9 protein-coding genes are annotated in these 17,444 nt (G+C 67.3%); 1 reads left to right on the top strand and 8 read right to left on the bottom strand.

What is annotated here, in order from left to right; all coding sequences use genetic code 11:
* Position 1: 1 nt before the first annotated feature.
* From NA11_RS04120 to NA11_RS04105, 4 genes are all read right to left on the bottom strand, one after another.
* Complete coding sequence (locus NA11_RS04120) at positions 2–484, bottom strand: cation:proton antiporter regulatory subunit (protein WP_069160444.1); 483 nt, start codon at positions 482–484, stop codon at positions 2–4.
* Between the two features lie 410 nt (positions 485–894).
* Complete coding sequence (locus NA11_RS04115) at positions 895–6,366, bottom strand: ATP-binding protein (RefSeq protein ID WP_069160365.1); 5,472 nt, start codon at positions 6,364–6,366, stop codon at positions 895–897.
* A gap of 734 nt (positions 6,367–7,100) precedes the next feature.
* On the bottom strand, positions 7,101–7,766 hold the full coding sequence (locus NA11_RS04110) for a DUF4360 domain-containing protein (protein WP_084654088.1): 666 nt from the start codon (positions 7,764–7,766) through the stop codon (positions 7,101–7,103).
* A 209-nt stretch (positions 7,767–7,975) separates the two neighbouring features.
* On the bottom strand, positions 7,976–9,145 hold the full coding sequence (locus tag NA11_RS04105) for a GGDEF domain-containing protein (RefSeq protein WP_069160364.1): 1,170 nt from the start codon (positions 9,143–9,145) through the stop codon (positions 7,976–7,978).
* Positions 9,146–9,425: 280 nt separating this feature from the next.
* On the opposite strand from NA11_RS04105, the gene NA11_RS04100 reads away from it, so the two are divergent.
* On the top strand, positions 9,426–10,550 hold the full coding sequence (locus NA11_RS04100; protein WP_439957042.1) for a glycoside hydrolase family 5 protein: 1,125 nt from the start codon (positions 9,426–9,428) through the stop codon (positions 10,548–10,550).
* Between the two features lie 5 nt (positions 10,551–10,555).
* Here the strand turns inward: NA11_RS04100 and NA11_RS04095 are convergent, their stop codons facing one another.
* From NA11_RS04095 to NA11_RS04080, 4 genes are read right to left on the bottom strand one after another with little or no spacing between them, the layout of a single operon-like run.
* Complete coding sequence (locus NA11_RS04095; protein WP_174567656.1) at positions 10,556–12,292, bottom strand: ArnT family glycosyltransferase; 1,737 nt, start codon at positions 12,290–12,292, stop codon at positions 10,556–10,558.
* Between the two features lie 11 nt (positions 12,293–12,303).
* On the bottom strand, positions 12,304–13,776 hold the full coding sequence (locus NA11_RS04090; RefSeq protein ID WP_069160363.1) for a glycosyltransferase: 1,473 nt from the start codon (positions 13,774–13,776) through the stop codon (positions 12,304–12,306).
* Complete coding sequence (locus tag NA11_RS04085) at positions 13,773–15,260, bottom strand: exosortase/archaeosortase family protein (protein WP_069160362.1); 1,488 nt, start codon at positions 15,258–15,260, stop codon at positions 13,773–13,775. The genes NA11_RS04090 and NA11_RS04085 overlap by 4 nt, the downstream gene beginning before the upstream one ends.
* Complete coding sequence (locus NA11_RS04080; protein WP_141717394.1) at positions 15,261–17,204, bottom strand: cellulose biosynthesis cyclic di-GMP-binding regulatory protein BcsB; 1,944 nt, start codon at positions 17,202–17,204, stop codon at positions 15,261–15,263. It lies immediately after the preceding gene.
* Between the last annotated feature and the right edge of the window lie 240 nt (positions 17,205–17,444).

Below are 17,444 nucleotides of genomic sequence, written 5' to 3'. Positions count from 1 at the left end.
CTCAGCCGTCGGTCAGCACGTGAGCGGCGGCATCGAGACCTTCGTCGGTGCCGACCAGGACAACGACATCGCCAGCACCGAACTCGAATTCCGGTCCCGGCGAGGCGATTACCTGTCCCACCCGCAAGACCGCGACGATCGATGTTTTCGTCCGCGTCCGCATGCACGTCTCACCGAGAGTCCGGCCCGCGAATGGCGACCCGCGCCGAATCGACATCTGCCTGGTGTTCAATCCGGCCATGTCGCGGTGTTCCTCACGCAGCCGCGCGACCACTTGCGGCGCGCCGAGCAGATTCGCCAGCACACCCGCTTCCTCTTCGGTCAGCGGAATCTGCACGGTGCTTTCCGGATCATCGAGCTTCGTCATGATCAGATCGATAGCGCCGTCGCGATGATGGATGACCCCGATCCGCCGACGCACCTTGGCGAGGGGAAAATCCTTGCGTACGCCGATCCCTGGCAGCGGTGTAATTTCTACATTCACCACCACAGCCTAATTCGGGCAAATCAGACACCAAGACTCGCCTGCGCAGCACACGCCGCCCGCCCGGGGCGGCGCGGTGGGTGGGCGAACCCCGCCGTCACGGGTGTGGCCTGCCGCGCTACCGCGCAGACAGGCTCAGTGCAGAAAACTCAGTTCGGCGGACCAATCATGAATATGGTTGCCCAATAGGAGGCCCCGAGAGCACCGAGCAGTGGTTCGAGGAGGACATACAGAATTGTCGACACGGGAAGCTCCGATCACTCGTGCCTGGATTGTAGGGGCGAAGCAGCGCCATATCTACCCTCTGCGCCCGCTTGATTCCCTCGCACCGATGCACCGCAATCGATTCGGCACAAACAAACAAGGCCTGGCACCAAAGTGCCAGGCCTTGTTCACCACAACGCGGTTGACTACTGCAGATGCGTCTCGATCGCCTCGATGATGCGCGGCCGCAGTTCGGCGGCGCGGATCTCGGCGTCGACCGAGCCGACCTCGACGGCACGCTGAATGTTGTGCACTCCGTCGAATTCCGCCGCCACCTGGCCGAGCTTCTCGGTGCGGACCGACGAGCGGAGCTCATCGAGCTCTGCCCGCAGGGCGCCACGTTCGGCACCGGAGGAGGCCGCGGCAGCGCGCGCCTCCAGTTCACGAACGCGGGGGTCGGACGCGGTGCGCGCATTCACGTCACCGGCGAACACCACCGCCGCCGCGGGTGCACCACCGAGCACCGACGCGAATGAGCCCTCGATGGCAAGCACCGTCATGTTCGGGTTCAGTGCCTTCGAGAACACCACGAACGCGCCGCCGTGGTACCGCGAGATCACGCAGAACACAATGGGCCCACGGAAGTTGACGATCGCGCGGCCGATCTCGGCGCCGTACTCCAGCTGCAACTTGCGCAGCGACTCCGGCGAACCGTCGAATCCGGACAGGTTCGCCAGCACCACCAGCGGGCGGTTGCCGCTCGCCGCGTTGATGGCGCGCGCCGCCTTCTGCGACGACCGCGGGAACAGCGTGCCCGCGGTGTAGGTGTCCGGGCCGTCGGTGGGAGGGAAGCCGCGGCGCGGCACCGACTGCGACTCGATGCCGAGCGTGCAGACCGGGATGCCGCCGAGGTGCATGTCCTGCACCACCGCGGTTTCCGCGTCGGCCATGCCTGCCCAGCGTTCCAGCACCGGGTGGTCCTGGTCCGACAGCGCCCGCATGACGGTCCGAATATCGAAGGGCTTCTTGCGATCCCGGTTCGCCTCGGCGGAGAAGATCTCGCCGACGGTGGTGAAGTCGCTGCCCTCGATGATGTGCGGGAAGTCGGAGATGTCGCGGTCGATGGGGTCGGTCGTGCTGGCCCGCCGCGGAGCGTCCTCGCCGGGCACGACGTAGGTGTGGTCGTAGTACGACATCAGCACGTCGCGCGCCGCCGCCAGGTCCGGCGCCCAGTACTGCGCCTGCCCGTTGGGACCCATCACCCGGTCGTAGCCGCCGATGCCGAAGTTGTCCTCGGCCGAGACACCACCGGAGAAGTCGAGCGCCTGCTTACCGGTGAGCACCAGCGCCGAGTCCGGCGTCATCACCAGGATGCCCTTGGTGTGCATGAGCATCGTCGCCTCGGCGTTCCAATACGGCTGCGCGCCAACGTTGATGCCTGCGACGACGATGTTGATCTCGCCGCCGTCCTGGGTGAACTCGACGATCCGCTTGAGCGCGGCCGCCACCCAGTCCATGTTCTCGGTACCCGACGTCATGGAGATCCTGGCGCCGGAGGAGAGTGCGTACCACTCCAGCGGCACCCGCATCTGCTCGGCCAGATCCAGCGCGGCGATGATCCGACGGCACTCCGGCTCCGACAGCGCGCCAAGCGATTTCGTCGGATCGCCGAGCAGGATGACCCGGCTGACGCCCTCCGGATGCCGCCGCGTCTTCGTGGTGACGACGCCGGCGACGATCGCCGCGGAGTTGCGTCCCTTCGGCCGGTCGACCTGAACCAGCTTGTGCGCGTCGTCGAGGTCGTATTCGACGAATTTGCCGAGCAGGCTGGTCAATTCGTACGGGTACACGGTGTTGCGGCTGCTCGCGCGCAGCACCTTGAGCCGGTAGTCGTCGAGCGGCTCGACCGGCTCGGTCGGCGGCGCACCGACCTTCAACTCGGGGGTGCCGGTGGCGTCGAACGAGATGCGCACAGCGATCTTGACCAGCTCGTCGGTCCGCGGATTGCGCTGGCGCGCAATGAAAAGGATCTCCTCGAGCCCAGCGCCCGCCGTGGTCGGCAGCACCCGTTCGGCGATCGTCGCCAGCTCCGCGCGGGTGATGTTGCTCGGCGGCCACACGTAGACCACGATCCGGTTGGTGTTGAACCGGGTCTTCGACGGGCGCTGCGACTGCGCGCGCCGGATCGAGTCGAGGCAGATGGCGATGGTGTCCTCAGCCGTCGGCAGCGCGACCAGCCTGCCCTCGTGATCACGCAGCTCGGTGAGGTCACGCACCTGCGCGAACGCGACGAGCCGGTCGTCGGACGGGTTCTCCCGCGCCACCGAGCGGAAGAGGTAGACCTCTTCGTCGGAGGACGGCAGTCGGGTGAGGTCGAACTTGCTCAGCCGCTCGAGCTGCATCCGCTGCGCGATGTACGGGTGCAGGCCGCGGATCAGCCGTTCCTCGGTCATGCCCGTTGACAAGCGGCGGAAGGTGAAGTGGTGGTGCATCACCGCGCCGCCGCTGCCCGCGACGGTGGCGGTGATCCGGTGCACCTGGGTCGGCAGCGGGTGCGCGGTGACGATCTCGTGCAGGGCCGCGGCCATCGCGCCGAAGTCCTCCGGCTGCTTCTCCCACGCGACGTAGATGTCCGCGTCGATGGCATCCTCGCCACCCGATGCCAGCTCGGCGAGCCCGTCGAGTGCGGTGCCGAGCGCGTCGAAGCTCACCGCGGCGGAGACCACGCACGAGCCTGCGCGTTGCGCGACAACGAAAGTGCAGCCGCTGAACACCTTGCTGCGCACGTCGGTGAGACCCTTGTTGCCGTAGTACCGGCGGGTCAGCACCTCGAGCATGATGGTGTTGTCCAGGTCGTCACGGATCAACCGCTGACCCAGCAGTCGCACCAATGGCTCAGTGCTGCGGACCATTTCGGCGACGCGCTCAGCACGGTCCGCCGCGTCCGGGTGGGCATCCAAGTGCCGCAGGTGGTTACGCACGTCGGCGTAGACGCGGGCGCGGTTGCGGCGCAGCAGGGGCTGACCGAACCAGGAGAACGCCATGCCGCGCGCGAGGTCGGCGACCACGGGGAAGCGGACCTGGGTGGCGGCGACCAACCGTTCCAGCGCGACGCCGACGGACTCGCGCAGCGTGTCGTCCGGCGGTGGCTCCCGCAGCCAACCGCGCAACAAGGCCGCGATCACCGTCGCCGACGCGGACGCGCGCTGCTGGGCGAGGAAGATGCGGAACACCGCGGCTTCGAGGTCGGCGGAGCGGTCGAGCTCGGTGACGCCGTAGTGCCCGAGCGCCTTGGCCAGCTTGGCCTGGAAGGTCTCCGGCAGCCCGGCCCGCCCGACATCGAGACTCTGCAGGTAGGTGTGGAAGTGCTCGCGGGCGCTGTGCACGTGGCCCGTGCCCGTACCGTCCTCGGCGGCGGGCCGGTTGCGGCTCAGCTCGGCGAGATCGGCGAACACCTCGAGGAGTTCGAGCTCGCCTGCCAGCGGCCGGTGGCCGTCGGCGATGGCGGCCTGACGCGCGACGAGATAGTCGTCGAGGACCCTGCGCTCGTCGTGCGGGTCGACGTCGAAGCCGAGCAGCAGGCTGCGCAGATCTTCCCGACCGCGCGTGGTGCGCAGCCGGGCCGGGACGTCGTCGGTCAACGCGGGCAGTTCCAACTCGACGGTCGCACCGTTCGAGGTGTCCTCGGCGGCGTCGTCGTCATCGGCGATCGGCTCGAGCCGCAGCAGCGGTGCACCGGTCTCCACCTGGGTGCCGACCGAGACGGCGCATTCCTTCAGCCGCGCCTTGAACGGCGCACGCAGCACCGTCTCCATCTTCATGCTCTCCAGCACCAGCACCGGCGCGCCTGCTTCGACCTCGGCGCCGATCTCCAGCGGCGTGGCGACCACGAGCGCGGGCGCAGGCGAGCGGACGACGCCGCCCTCGTCGCGGCTGACCCGGTGGGTGATGCCGTCGACCTCGATCAGGTGGATCGGTCCGTGCGTGGCCGCGACCAGTCGGTACCGGATGCCGTTGACGACGATGTGCCCGGTGTGCTGGTCGAATCGATCGAGTTCGATGTCCGCGGTGCGCACGTCGTCACCCGTTTCGATGCCGACGCGGAACCGGTGCGCGCCGACCCTGGCGACCCGAACCCGGTAGCCGACACCGCGCAGCTTGAGATCCAGCGGCCTGCCGCTCTCGTGCTGCACCTGCGGGCGGCCGCCGAACGCCGTCGACAGCAGCCGCTGGCGCTCGACGCGTTCTTCTTCCTCGTATGCCTCGATGGCGGCGGCGGCCAGCGCGACGGCGGAGTGCCGGTGCGAGACCAGCCTGCCCTCGCCGCGGACGCGGTCGATCCAGCCGGTGTCCGCGCTGGCGTCGATCACCTCGGGCTGATCGAGCAGGTCGAGCACGAAGCTCTTGTTCGTCGCGCCGCCCTCGATGATGACCGTGGTCTGCGCCATCGCCCTGCGCAGCCTGCCGAGCGCTTCGTCGCGGTCGCGGCCGTAGGCGATGATCTTCGCGATCATCGAGTCGAAGTCGGCGGGGATGGTGTCGCCGGTGCTGACGCCGGTGTCGACGCGGATGCCAGGCCCGGCGGGCAGGCTCAGCAGCGCGATGCGGCCGGGGGACGGCGCGAAGTCGCGGTCGGGGTCTTCGGCGTTGAGCCTGGCCTCGATGGCGTGCCCGCGCTCGACCGGCGGCTCGCCGGTGAGCTTGCCGCCCGACGCCACATGCAGCTGCGCCTTGACCAGGTCGAAGCCGGTGGTGGACTCGGTGATCGGGTGCTCGACCTGCAGGCGGGTGTTGACCTCGAGGAACGCGAACAGCTTCTCACCGGGGTGGTAGAGGAATTCGACGGTCGCCGCGCCGGAGTAGCCGACCGCGAGGGCCAGCCGCTCGGCCGAAGTCTTGAGCTCTGCGGTCTGCTCCGCGCTGAGGACCGGCGAGGCCGACTCCTCGATGACCTTCTGGTTGCGCCGCTGCACCGAGCAGTCGCGGACACCGAGTGCCCATGCGGTGCCCTGGCCGTCCGCGATCACCTGGACCTCGACGTGCCTGGCGCCGGTGACCAGGCGCTCCAGGAACACGATGCCGCTGCCGAAGGCGCGCGCGGCCTCCTGGCTGGTGCGCTCGTAGGCGTCGGCGAGGTCGCCGGGGTTGGTGACGACGCGGATGCCGCGCCCGCCGCCGCCCGCGGTCGCCTTCAGCATCAGCGGGTAGCCGATGTTCTCGGCCGCGGCCAAGGCGGCGTCGAGGGTCTCGACCGGACCGCGGCTCCACGGCGCCACCGGAACGCCGACCTCCTCGGCGATCAGCTTCGCGCCGATCTTGTCGCCGAGCTTGCGCATGGCGTCCGCGCTCGGTCCGACGAAGGCGACGCCGATCTCCGAACACAGTTCCGCGAACGCCGGGTCCTCCGCGACGAAGCCCCAGCCGACCCAGGCCGCGTCGGCCTTGGTCGCCACCAGCGCGCGCTCGAGCACCTTCAGATCGAGGTACGGGCGCGACGCCGCGGGACCGAGGTCGTAGGCGATGTCGGCTTCGCGCACGAACGTGGCGGTGCGGTCGACATCGGTGTGCAGGGCGACGGTTTCGATAGCTTGCCCGGTTTCCGCGGCCAAGTCCCGAACGGCGTGTATGAGCCGCATCGCGGCCTCACCACGGTTGACGATTGCGATACGGCTGAACACTCGACAGACCTTTCCTCTCCAAAAACAGTAGCCCGGTCGACAGGCGAGCTTGGCGGCTTTGCATTTCACGTACCGTGCGACTGCGGGTCCCCCCAACGGAACCGAAGCCGTAACCGGTACCCATCGTCGCGGATGAGCGCATACTGAAACTCTGTATCCGATTGCGGTGCAGACCGTTACGTCGCTGTGGACGACACCGCATCGGTGTCCTGAACCGATTACCGCATCGATAGTCGGGTTGAACGGTCGCGTACACCCTGTCTACCACTGCGCGCCGTCGGTCTTCCGCGCGATCGGCTCCCGGCGGTGGGAGGCCGAGTACGCGGGCCGCATAGCTGGATCCACAGCAGAGTAGCCATCCATCGGTAGGTCGGCGGTCGCGGGCTGCCTACGTGCGCAGCGGCCGAACGCCGAGTCGGGTATCAGGGTCGGTGCCACGGACACGCAGCGTGCCGATGATTTTTCGTCGTCGGCAGCGGCGTCAGTCCGGTGCGTAACGCACTGTAGCCCAGCACTTGTTGCGAACGCAGCGCGAAAACGCCGAACTCGTGAGTAGCAAAGGCGCTGCCTATCGCCGGTGGTCCGGCGACCAGTGGGGATTTCCCCACCTGAACACGGAGAAAACAAACCGGCACGAAACAGGGACTCCCGGTGCAACGGGGTTCAACCACCCCGTCGTCGCCGAGAGTCCCTGCGCCTGTGCCGCTCAGCCCCTCATCGTCGGGCCGAGAGCATCAGGGCTTCGTGGGGCATTCCTTCCACGCGAAGTGGTAGGTGGTGTTGATGCTGCCGTCGGTGGAGTCCATCGTGATGAAGCTGGTGTCCTTCTTCGGGTCCGATTTGCCCGCGTCGACCCGCAGCTGGGTGTTGATGTTGAAGTTGCGGCGCTCGCCGCACGGTGCGTAGACGATCGCACTGACCTCGGTCTTGTCGGTCTCCTGCCAGTCATCGGCGAAGGGACCCTTGAAGGTGTGGTCGACGAAGTCGGTCGGCGAGTTGCCCTGGAAGTAGTACCTGGCCCGCTCCAGCGCGGTCGCGCCCTTCGCCAAGCTCGCGAAGCCGCGATAGTCGGCCTGTGCGATTCCGTAGGTGAAGCCTTGCGGGACATTCACTTTCAGGTTGAGTTGGCAGTTCTTACGGAAGTCCATCGGGCCCGAGCCCGGTCCGACCGCGGCCGTGTACTGACTGTAGGTCACGGTGAACGCGGTGTTGTCAGGCGCGACCGCCACGGCTGCTGTGTCCTTCGGGCAACCGGATCCGTTGACCGTCACCACCTCGATGGTGATCTTGCCGGGCGGAACGGGCTCGAACCCGCCCGGTGCCGCCGAAACCTGTGCGCCGGCTAACGGCAACGCCAGCGCGAAAACGGCAGCGCCAACGGCGGCGAATTTCTTGTACATGGGATTCCTCGCAATACTCCGGTACAGAGAGAAGAGACAACCCACTGTAAATGTCATTGCGAAGGCGCGAAATACCAACTCAGAGAAGATAATTGGCGGTCTTGTTCAAGTAATCCATTCCGTGACTGCTTGATTCGAATCGATTATCGTGAACGCCATTGGCATGTCCAGAATTTCGATTCATTCAGGTCCGCACAACTGCAATAATTTCACACATCGGGCAGCGTCGCGGCGGCGTTCTTACCGCGCCGGATGACATGCCTGCGCCTCGGCCTGCGGTGCACCGGCTCGTCCTGCTCGGCGACAACGACGGCGTTGCCACCGCGGCGCTTCGCGCGATACATCGCCGAATCGGAACTGCGCAGCAGATGCCGGTAGGTCACGTCACTGTACGACTCCGCCGCCTCGAGCACGGCCACCCCGACACTCGCGGTGATCAGCACCGGAAGGTCGGGCATCGTCTCGACCGCCCCGCGCAGACCGTCCCCCACCGCGGCGGCATCCTCGCGCAGGAAACCGACGACCACGAATTCCTCCCCGCCGGTGCGCGCGATCAAAGCGTCGGGATCGGCCGCGGCGCGCAGGCGCTGCGCCGTTCGAACCAGCACCTCGTCGCCGAACGGGTGCCCGAAGGTGTCGTTGACGACCTTGAACCGGTCCAGATCCAGCGTCGTCACGTAGGCCGCGCGGTGCTGCGCACGGCGCATATGCGAAGGCAGATAGGAGTCGAGACCACGCCGGTTCAACAGTCCGGTCAGCGGGTCCGACAGCGCATCCCTGCGCAGCAGCCAGTGGCTGAACTGCACAAAAGGCAGGATTACGCCGACAACGACGACCATCACCAGGATGAACGCGAGGCCGAGTGCGAGATCCTCGCCGGTGTTCCCGGCGGTCGACTGCCCGGCAGGCAGCGAGCCGCTGACCATCAGCGCCGCGAGCAGCACGCTGGACAGCACGGTCCACCCGATGTGCAGCGCCAGGATCCGCGGGCCGTGGAACACCGCGACGTACCCGCCCATCGCGGCAAGCAGGACGACACCGAGCACCCCGATGATGCGGTCGTGAACCAGCAGATCGTTGGCGGTGGTGTCGATGTCGAAGAGCACGATCCAGAGCAGCGACTCGCGCTCACGCGGCCACGGCAGGAACCACCAGCGCAGGGTCCACGCGCCTGCGACGAGGGCCTCGACGATGCCCTGTATCTCGCCGACCGGTCCGGCCACGTCACCCTGCGCGATCGAGGCGAGCACCGCGATCAGCAGCATGACCAGCCCGCCGGTGCCGAGCATGAACTTGAATCGACCGAGTGCGCCGTGCGCTTCGAAGGTTTCGACCAGGTGGCGGTAATCGACCCGGTCTCGCCACCAGGTTCGAAACATCGATCGATTGTCGGTCATCGAGTTACCGCCCTTAATTGACAGCACAACGCGCAATCGGTGACAAACCGTCACCCGCAACCTCGACCGAATCCAAGGTCAGTAAAACCAATCAGCCGCCCAACTATAACCGGTTGCCACCAGTAGCCCCGCACCTCCACACGTGCTTCGCAACACTCGGCGGACAAGAACAGTGACGTGGATTACGACCCGAAAGGGACAAATACCACAACTCGAAGTTCCGGTTCGTGTCGCCATCGGTGACAGGCGAAAGCCGCGTAACGTGGCGCAGGTGCGATTCGCCGCAGTGTGGACGGCCGCCTTGCTGGTGACAGGGCTGTGCGCGTGCGCGGACGACTCGAAGGCGCCACCATCGACGCCATCGGCCGACGCGGTGGTGAGCGCCTCGCCGACCGGCCTGCGACTGCGCGACAAGCCATGGTGGCCGGTCGGATTCAACGCACCACAGCTCGCCACGAATTGGTCGGTGAATTTCGGCTGTGGCGCGCAGACCGATCTCGACCGTTACTTCGGTGCGCTGCCGCGCAATTCGCTCACCCGATTCAATCTCTTCCAGGCGCTCGCGGTGAACAAAGAGACCGGCGCAATGGACTATTCGCCCGCCGACGCGGTGTTCGCCGCCGCCGCGAAGCACGACCAGCTCGTGCTTCCGGTGCTGTCCCCACAGGATGGTGGTTGCGCGGACGAGCAATTCAAGCAGCGGCAGTGGTACGTGGACGGCTGGAAGATCGTCACGCCGATCCACGGGCGTGCGGTAATGAGCTTCCAGGAGTGGGTGCGGACCGCCGTCGGCCGGTGGCGGCACGTGCCGGTGCTCGCGGGGTGGGAATTGGTCGGTGAACCGGAGCCGAGCAATTGCACGGGCGGGCATTGCGATCTGCCTGCCCGCACCTGCCCCGCGGACGCCGCGCAGGTGCTGCGCACATTCATGGACGACGCGGGGGCGATCGTGCGGGCACTCGACCCGAAACGGTTGATCTTCGCGGGATACGCGGGCGGCGGTCAATGCGGTACGCAGGGCGACGAATTCCGGTACGTCAGCGAATCGCCACAGGTCGATGTGGTCGAGTACCACGACTATTCGACCACCGATTCCTCGTTGCCGGGCGATCAGTGGAACGGTTTGGCGGTGCGCTTGCAGCAAGCCGCCGCCCTGCGAAAGCCGTTGCTGGTGGCCGAGATCGGCGAGAAGGCCGGGTCGTGCGGCAGCGTGGCGACCAGGCGTGCGCATCTCGACGCGGAGCTGGTCGCCCAGCGCAACGCAGGGTCAGCGGGCGCGCTGTTCTGGGCCTTTGTCCCCGATCCGCGGCCCGACCAATGCACCTTCGACATCGGGCCGGACGATCCCCTGTGGGCGCTCGTCGCGGAGCGCACCACCGTCGGCTGACCGCCTCAGCCCGCGCCGAGCACCCGGTACAGCCGCCACCGCGGCTGGCCTGCACCGTCGTTCGGCGCCTCCACGGCGAGCGTCGCGATCCCGCTGCCGTTCTCGTACATCGTCGGATAGCGCCGGTTGACCGCGTCCGAGGTGCCGCGACCGGTATTCGGCACCGCCAGAATGTATTTCACGCCGCGCTCGGCGGGACGGTTGAGCACCCGCACGAAGTCGCGATCCGAGGGCACCACGAACTGATCGGGCCGATGCGAGGCGACGACCACGGCGAAGCCGTACACCGTGTCCATCAGCACCGCACCACGGGGCAGTTGTAGGGCGTCGAGATAGTTCGCCAAGCGGCGCTCGGTCGAGAAGGTGGCCGCGATGCGACGCTGGTCGGCACTGCGGTCCGACGCGTCGTCGGGATCCGGGAAAACCACGGCACCGAGCGAGTATTCCTGCACCGAGATGGCCTGGCTCGACATGCCGAGCGCGGTGAGCGGCACCGATGCCGCCAGCAGGACCAGGGCAAGCGCCATCCCGACGGCCCGACCGCCGCGTGGCGCGGACGCGCGGTGCTTGCCGATGATGCGCACCGGATCCGGCGGCGTTGCCTCGGCATGCCTGCCGGGCCGCCTGCTCGGTGGAAACCCGCGCACCGGCGCGACCTGTATCGCCAACACCGCGGCCAGCGGGATCGCCGCAACATAGAAGCGCAGGAACGCGAAGGTCGAACCGCTCAGATAACTGAACGCCTGGAACGCGAGCACCGCGCCGCAGAGCAGGATCGGCACGGCCACCTGCACATCGCGCCTGCGGATCGCGAGCGCGCCGACGATCGGGATGAGCAGCGGCAGCGCAGGGCCGAGGATCAGCGTCGCTGCAGTCGAATACTCCAGCGCCGCAGTGACATCGGTCGTGCCGGTAGCGCCGGACTGCTGGAGGATCGACGAGTTGCCGTACTGCGAACTGAATTGCTGGAACGCCTGCCCGGTGATCAGCCAGCTGGTCGCGGCCCACACCAGAAACGCCGCAGCGACCGGAAGCACGATGAGAACGAAATCCATGATGGCGCAATGCCACCGGTGGCTCTCACCGCGGCTGCGCCGATAGGTGAGCACGGCGACGATGACCGCCGCGGCCGCGGCGGGCGCCAAGGCGTCGTAGCGGGTGAGGTAGGCCAGCCCGAGCGCGATCCCGCACGCCGTCAGGTCGTTCGCGTCGTCGGTGCGTACCCAGCGGATCAGCCTGCGCAACGCCAAGCACAGGCAGAACAGGAACGGCGCCTCGCTCATCCCGTTGGCGCCGTAGAACACCACCATCGGGTTGAGCGCGAACACCGCGGCCACTCCCCCGCTGAGCCACAGCGGCGCACCACGGTCGGTGCCGATCCCGAAGACCATCACGACCGCGCCGCCCATGAACAGCGCCGACATCAGCGCGCCGGACAGGCTCCAGGTGGTGATCGCCGGAAACCAGTGCGCGAGCGCGACCATCGGCAACTGGGCCAGCGAGGTCAGCGGGGTGAAGACGAAGCCGATTGCGGACAAATGCGGGTCGCGGCTGAACAGGGTCGCTTGGGTGGCGGCAACGCGGCTGAGCGCATCGCCCATCAGAAACCCCTGTCCCGCACCGAGCCACGCGCCGACGGCGAGGTACAGCACGGTCGCGGCAACGAAGATCCAGCGGGCCGGCCGTGGTCGGCCGGCGGCAGGGCGGACAGCGCGGAGGCGCTCGGTGCGGTGGCGGTCCATTGTCGGCGCGGTCAATTGCCGGCCTCCTTGGTGCCGAGGCCGTGAAAGGTCTTCTCCCAGTACGACGGATTGCGCACCAGCTGATAGCAGCCCTTGGCGGCGGCGATGCTCATCAGCAGCCAGTACAGCGGCACCGTCAGGCACGCGACCAACAGGTCGGACCGGTTGTTCTCCCGGCAGGCAAGCAGATTCATGTAGATGGTCGCACCGTTGCCGAGGATCATCGCGATCAGCGAGGGGAAGTAGACGAACGCGGGGAACAGCTGCCCGATCGCGGCGGGCTGCCCGAGAATCCAGGACAGCGTGATGAACCAGAACACCAGGTTCAGGCAGGCGATGATCGGGGTGCCCGCCAGAATCAGCGTGAAGCGGATGAAGCTGACGGTGCCGATGCTGCGCCACAACTGAATCGGGCGGCGGGTGTGCACCAGCCAGGTCTGCAGGTAGCCCTTGTACCAGCGGGAGCGCTGGCGAATCCAGTTGATCGGGTCGGGGTTCGCCTCTTCCAGAGTGGTCGAGTCGATCACCGCGGTCGAGTAGCCGGACACCGCGATGCGCACGCCGAGGTCGGCGTCCTCGGTGACGTTGTAGGGATCCCACGCGCCGATATCGGTCACGATGTCGCGCTTGAAATGATTCGAGGTGCCGCCCAACGGAATCGGCGCCTTGCTGCGCATCAGACCGGGCAGCAGGAACCCGAACCACAGGCCGTAGTCCGCGGTGAACCAGGCGGTGAGCAGATTCTGGCGGCCGTTGTGGAAGGCGAGCTTGGCCTGGATGCACACCACCGACGGCGGCAACTCGGCGAAAGCCGCCACCACCCTGCGCAATTGGAGCGGATCTGGAATGTCTTCGGCGTCGTAGATCGTGACGATGCCGCCGGTCGCCTGACGCAGTCCGTAGTTGCAGGCCTTCGGCTTGGTGCGCGGTTGCGCCTCGGGGACCAGCACGATGGTGACGTGATCGACGGTGGGGTTCGACCCGATGCCCGCGCTCCTGGCCGCCTCGATGGTCGGCGTGTCGTCCTCCTCCAGCAGGAGCAACACCTGGAGCCGGTCCTTCGGATAGTCGAGCGCGGTCATCGCGCCGATCAGGTCGCCGACCACCTCCGGTTCCCCGTAGGCCGGAACCAGAATCGTGTAGGGCGGCAACTCCGCGTCGGTGAGCGCAAGCGCCCGCTCGTCCGCGACGGTCATGATCGCGTCCCTTGCCATGCCGCGCTGAAAGATCAAGACCCGATCGGCCATCGCGGCGAGATAGCCTGCGGTGCAGAGGGCGACCAGCACCGTGCAGGTGAGCACCGGGAAGAACACCGCGCAGGCCACCACGATGGCGAGGCAGGCCAATGCCGTATTGCGTTGCCACGGGAGGAATGCCACCGAGGCCGAGGCCATCGGGTCGGCCTCGCGCAGCCCGTGCACCGCGATGTGCAGCGCCTCGGCGCTGGCCGATCCCGGTGCCGGGCCGGACGGTCCGCCGGTCACGACTCGACCCCGGCCACGATCGCCTGCGCGACCTTGATCAGCATGTCGCGATCCTTGTGCTCGGAATCGGAGTCGACGTCGGTGGATTCGGAGTCGAGGACCACCGCCCTGCCGCGCAGGAATTGATGCATGACGTTCTCGAAGATCCCGAGCATCGAGGGTTGTGGCTCCGGGAAGGCCGCGTTCCATTCGTGGTTGTCCGCGGCGATCAGGCTGATCCGTTCGGCGCCCGTTGCGCCGCTCCAGTTCCAGGTCAGCCAGGTCCAGCTGAGCAGCCTGCGGTCGTCGAGGACGGTGTTGAGGCGGGCGAAGATGCCGTGGCCCAGGTCTATTCGGGTCGGCGGGCTGATGCGGGGCTGGGCCATGTTGTAGAGCACGAACTCCGGGTAGCGGTCGATCGAGTACTGGTCGTCGGATTCCACGGTGTCGACGACGATGCGCCGACGGCGGGATTCGTTGTCCCACTCCGGGACATGCTGATCGGCCCGAAGCAGCTGCCTGGTCATCGAGGTGCCAGGCCCGAAATAGTGTTGCACCCAGGGGTATCGATGCTCGCTCAGCTCCGTCCAGCCGAGTGGCACGGTATGCGGTTGGGTGACAACGAGTCCCGGCACGACAGGAAAGGTGCGGTTGTAGTCGGGTGGGATCGGGATGATCGCGATCAGAATGCCCGCGAGGGCCACCGTGGCCGCCGCACTCCAGGACTGGGCCGCGGTGAGCGGATCGACCGCGCGGTCCAACGGTTTCAGTGAGAGGCCGCGCCTGCGCCGCCAGTCCACGTACATCACCGCCGCGACGACCCAGACGGCGGCGATCGACGGAATCGCCTGATAGGCGGTGACGGAGGCGTCCGGAAACCGGATCCGCATGACCGCGAGGATGGCTGCACCGATCACGAATGCCAGTGCGGCGCCGACCAAGCCGCGAGTCCGGGTGCGCCCCGCCGCGATGGCCGCGGCGAACGCCGCCAGCACCAGCATCGTCACGCCCGCGGCGACAGCGTCGCCGCCAAGCGCCACGCGCAGCGCTCGATACGGGGGCGGGAACGCGGCAAGCAGCAGCAGCCAGCACGGCCAGTACCGCGAGACCGGCCGCAAGCCGAACATCAGGATGCACGCCGACACCAGAAACAGCCACGCCGCCAAGATGTCCAGGTGCAGCATCTCGTAGAGATACCGATAGCGCGGGGTCAGCAGGCCCAAGGTGCATGCAGACAGACCGAGCCCGATCAACCCGACGATGAGATCGGTCTGCCGGTCGTGGATGGGCAGCTCGGTGCCGCGCCGCACCGTGATGCCGATCGCGGCGAAGATTGCCAAAATCGGGAGCACGTAGACGTATCCGATGCTGGAACCGGTCGACGCGTCGTGCGCGAGCCGGACCCATGTCGTCCAGAACGCGGCCGCCGTGGCGAGGAGAACCAGCGCCGCCCGCGCCACGATTCTGGTGACGATGCAGCGCAGCCGCTCCCGCTCGGTGGTCATCTACCGCCTGCCGCGCCGAACGAGGATGCCGATCCCGACCAGCACGCCGACCAGGACGACGGCAGCGCCCGCCGCCGTGAGAATCCGTGCGACGGTGTCCATTTCGGCGGTCGACGGCGCTGGCGTCGCCATGGTGTCGGTGTCGACGAACTCCGGCGCGCGGTTGTCGGCCTGGAACAGCACCGATCCGTGCAGCCGTGACCACCGGTCCAGGTCGGCGTCGAGCCATTCGAGGATGCGGTTGAAGTGCTCCGGTGCGTTGCTCGACGTGCCGACCACCACCGTGCGGCCACCGGACCACGTGCTCTGCAGCGACGCGAACGGGGTGGTCGGGTCGATGGTGATCCTGGTGATCGGCTTCCCTTCGGTATCGGTCAGCGCCAGCCCGGCGTCGGTTTGGGTCAGCGGCAACCGGATCGACTCGGGCACATCACCGTTCGCCGCGATGAGGACCGCAGGGGTCTTGCTCTGCACCGCCTGATCGAACGGCACCAGCTCCGGCCGCATCGGGATGGCGGTCAAGCGCTGCAACCCGGTGAGTACCGTGACGGCCCGGGCCGTGTCAGCGAATCCTGGGGTGCGCAAACCGACTTGGACGTCCGGCAGCAGCGCCTGCGGTAGTGCGCCGAAACCCGAGGGGATGGGCGGATTCGCGGCGTTGCTGGTGACTTCGCTGCTCGGGTCGATGGTCAAGGTCAGTGGCTGCTCGAGTCCGCAGCCGTGGGTGAGACCCGCCTGATGAAAGGTCACCGACAGCGTGGTGAACCGGCCGAGTACGGAGTTCGGGACGGAGATCCACCGATCGAAGCGCCCGCTGGCATCCACCGGCCAGCTGTCGATGTGGATGTCACCCGCGGTCACCGTGAGCTGCCCGTTCAAGGTGTTCGGCAGCGGGGTGTAGCTGCCGTGCAGGCGAACTCGCACATCCTTGGACGGCCTGCCCAGCCGGGACTGATCGATGCCGACATCGACGCGGACCGCGCCGAGCGCAGTCGAGGTGAGCTGCGTCTGGCCGAGCTCGCCGAGCGTAGTGCGCTCCGGCGCGATGATCGGTGCCTGCGGTAGCGCGACCGCCGTCGCCGCCGAGGAGATCGCCACCTTCGTCAAATCACTGACGAGCAACCGCATTTGGTCCGGCAAGCTCTTCTTCTCACCGTTGATCGTCAACCTCGGCTTCGGACCGGGGCTCAATCTCAGTCCAGGATTGGGTGATTCGCCGATCACGACCTGCCGTTCCAGCAGATCCAGGGGGTCGTCGGGGATCTCCCCTGACGCGGGGATCGGCCGAACAGCCACTGTCACCGGCTGACTGCCGTACCGCGCGATCACCGCGGCGCTCAACGTCATCGCCGCAGCGCTCTCGACCTCCGCTGGATCGGCGGGAAGATAGATCGTCAACCGCTGCAATACCGGCGGCAGAAAATCGGCCACCGTCGTCGGCTGCACCTCCTCGCCGCTGTACACGACGCCGACCTCGGTCAGCGCCAACGGCCGCCCCAGCCAGTCGGTGACACAGAACCCGGCATCCGAGATCAGCGACGACGCCAACGTCACCGAAATCGCGTTGTCGACGACCTCCGCCCCGGCCAACCCGAGCCGAATCGGCGCCCGCGGCGCCACCGGAATCTCCACCCGATCGAGCAGCCGTTCCCCGGAATGCACCTCCATTGCCCCGCGCCCCACGTGCGGCGGTAGTTGCACCGTCCCCACGATCGCTGTCGGCACCAGCCCCGGCAACAGCGGCAATGTCAGCGACACCTCATGCGCCGCTCCCGGAAAGGTCAACGACTTCCCCAACCCGAGCGTCTTCAGTCCGAGCGTCACCTCCCCCGGCGCCGCGGAAGCCGCCATCGGCCCCACCGCAAGCACCGCCACCGCCCCCACCGCGCCGATCCGCATCCCCACCCGACGCAACCGTCGGCCGAACTGCACACGCAAGGTCATGAGCGGTCTCCTGATCTCCACCGCGGCAGACCACCCGGCACGGGTCGATCAGCTCCGCGCGTATCAAACCCAGACGTCCGTCCCAATCCTAAGACCGACCAGTACGAACAAGATCACGACATGCCCGACCACACCCCACTACCGTCGAATTCATGGAGTTGACCGAGACTCCGGGTCGCCGCGGGATGCCGCAACTCCGTGCCTGCGCGCCGGAGCCGCGACTACAGTGTTGCTACGGTG

This window comes from Nocardia altamirensis NBRC 108246, from assembly GCF_001612685.1.
Lineage (GTDB): Bacteria > Actinomycetota > Actinomycetes > Mycobacteriales > Mycobacteriaceae > Nocardia > Nocardia altamirensis.
This window is presented reverse-complemented; position numbering and strand designations above follow the sequence as displayed.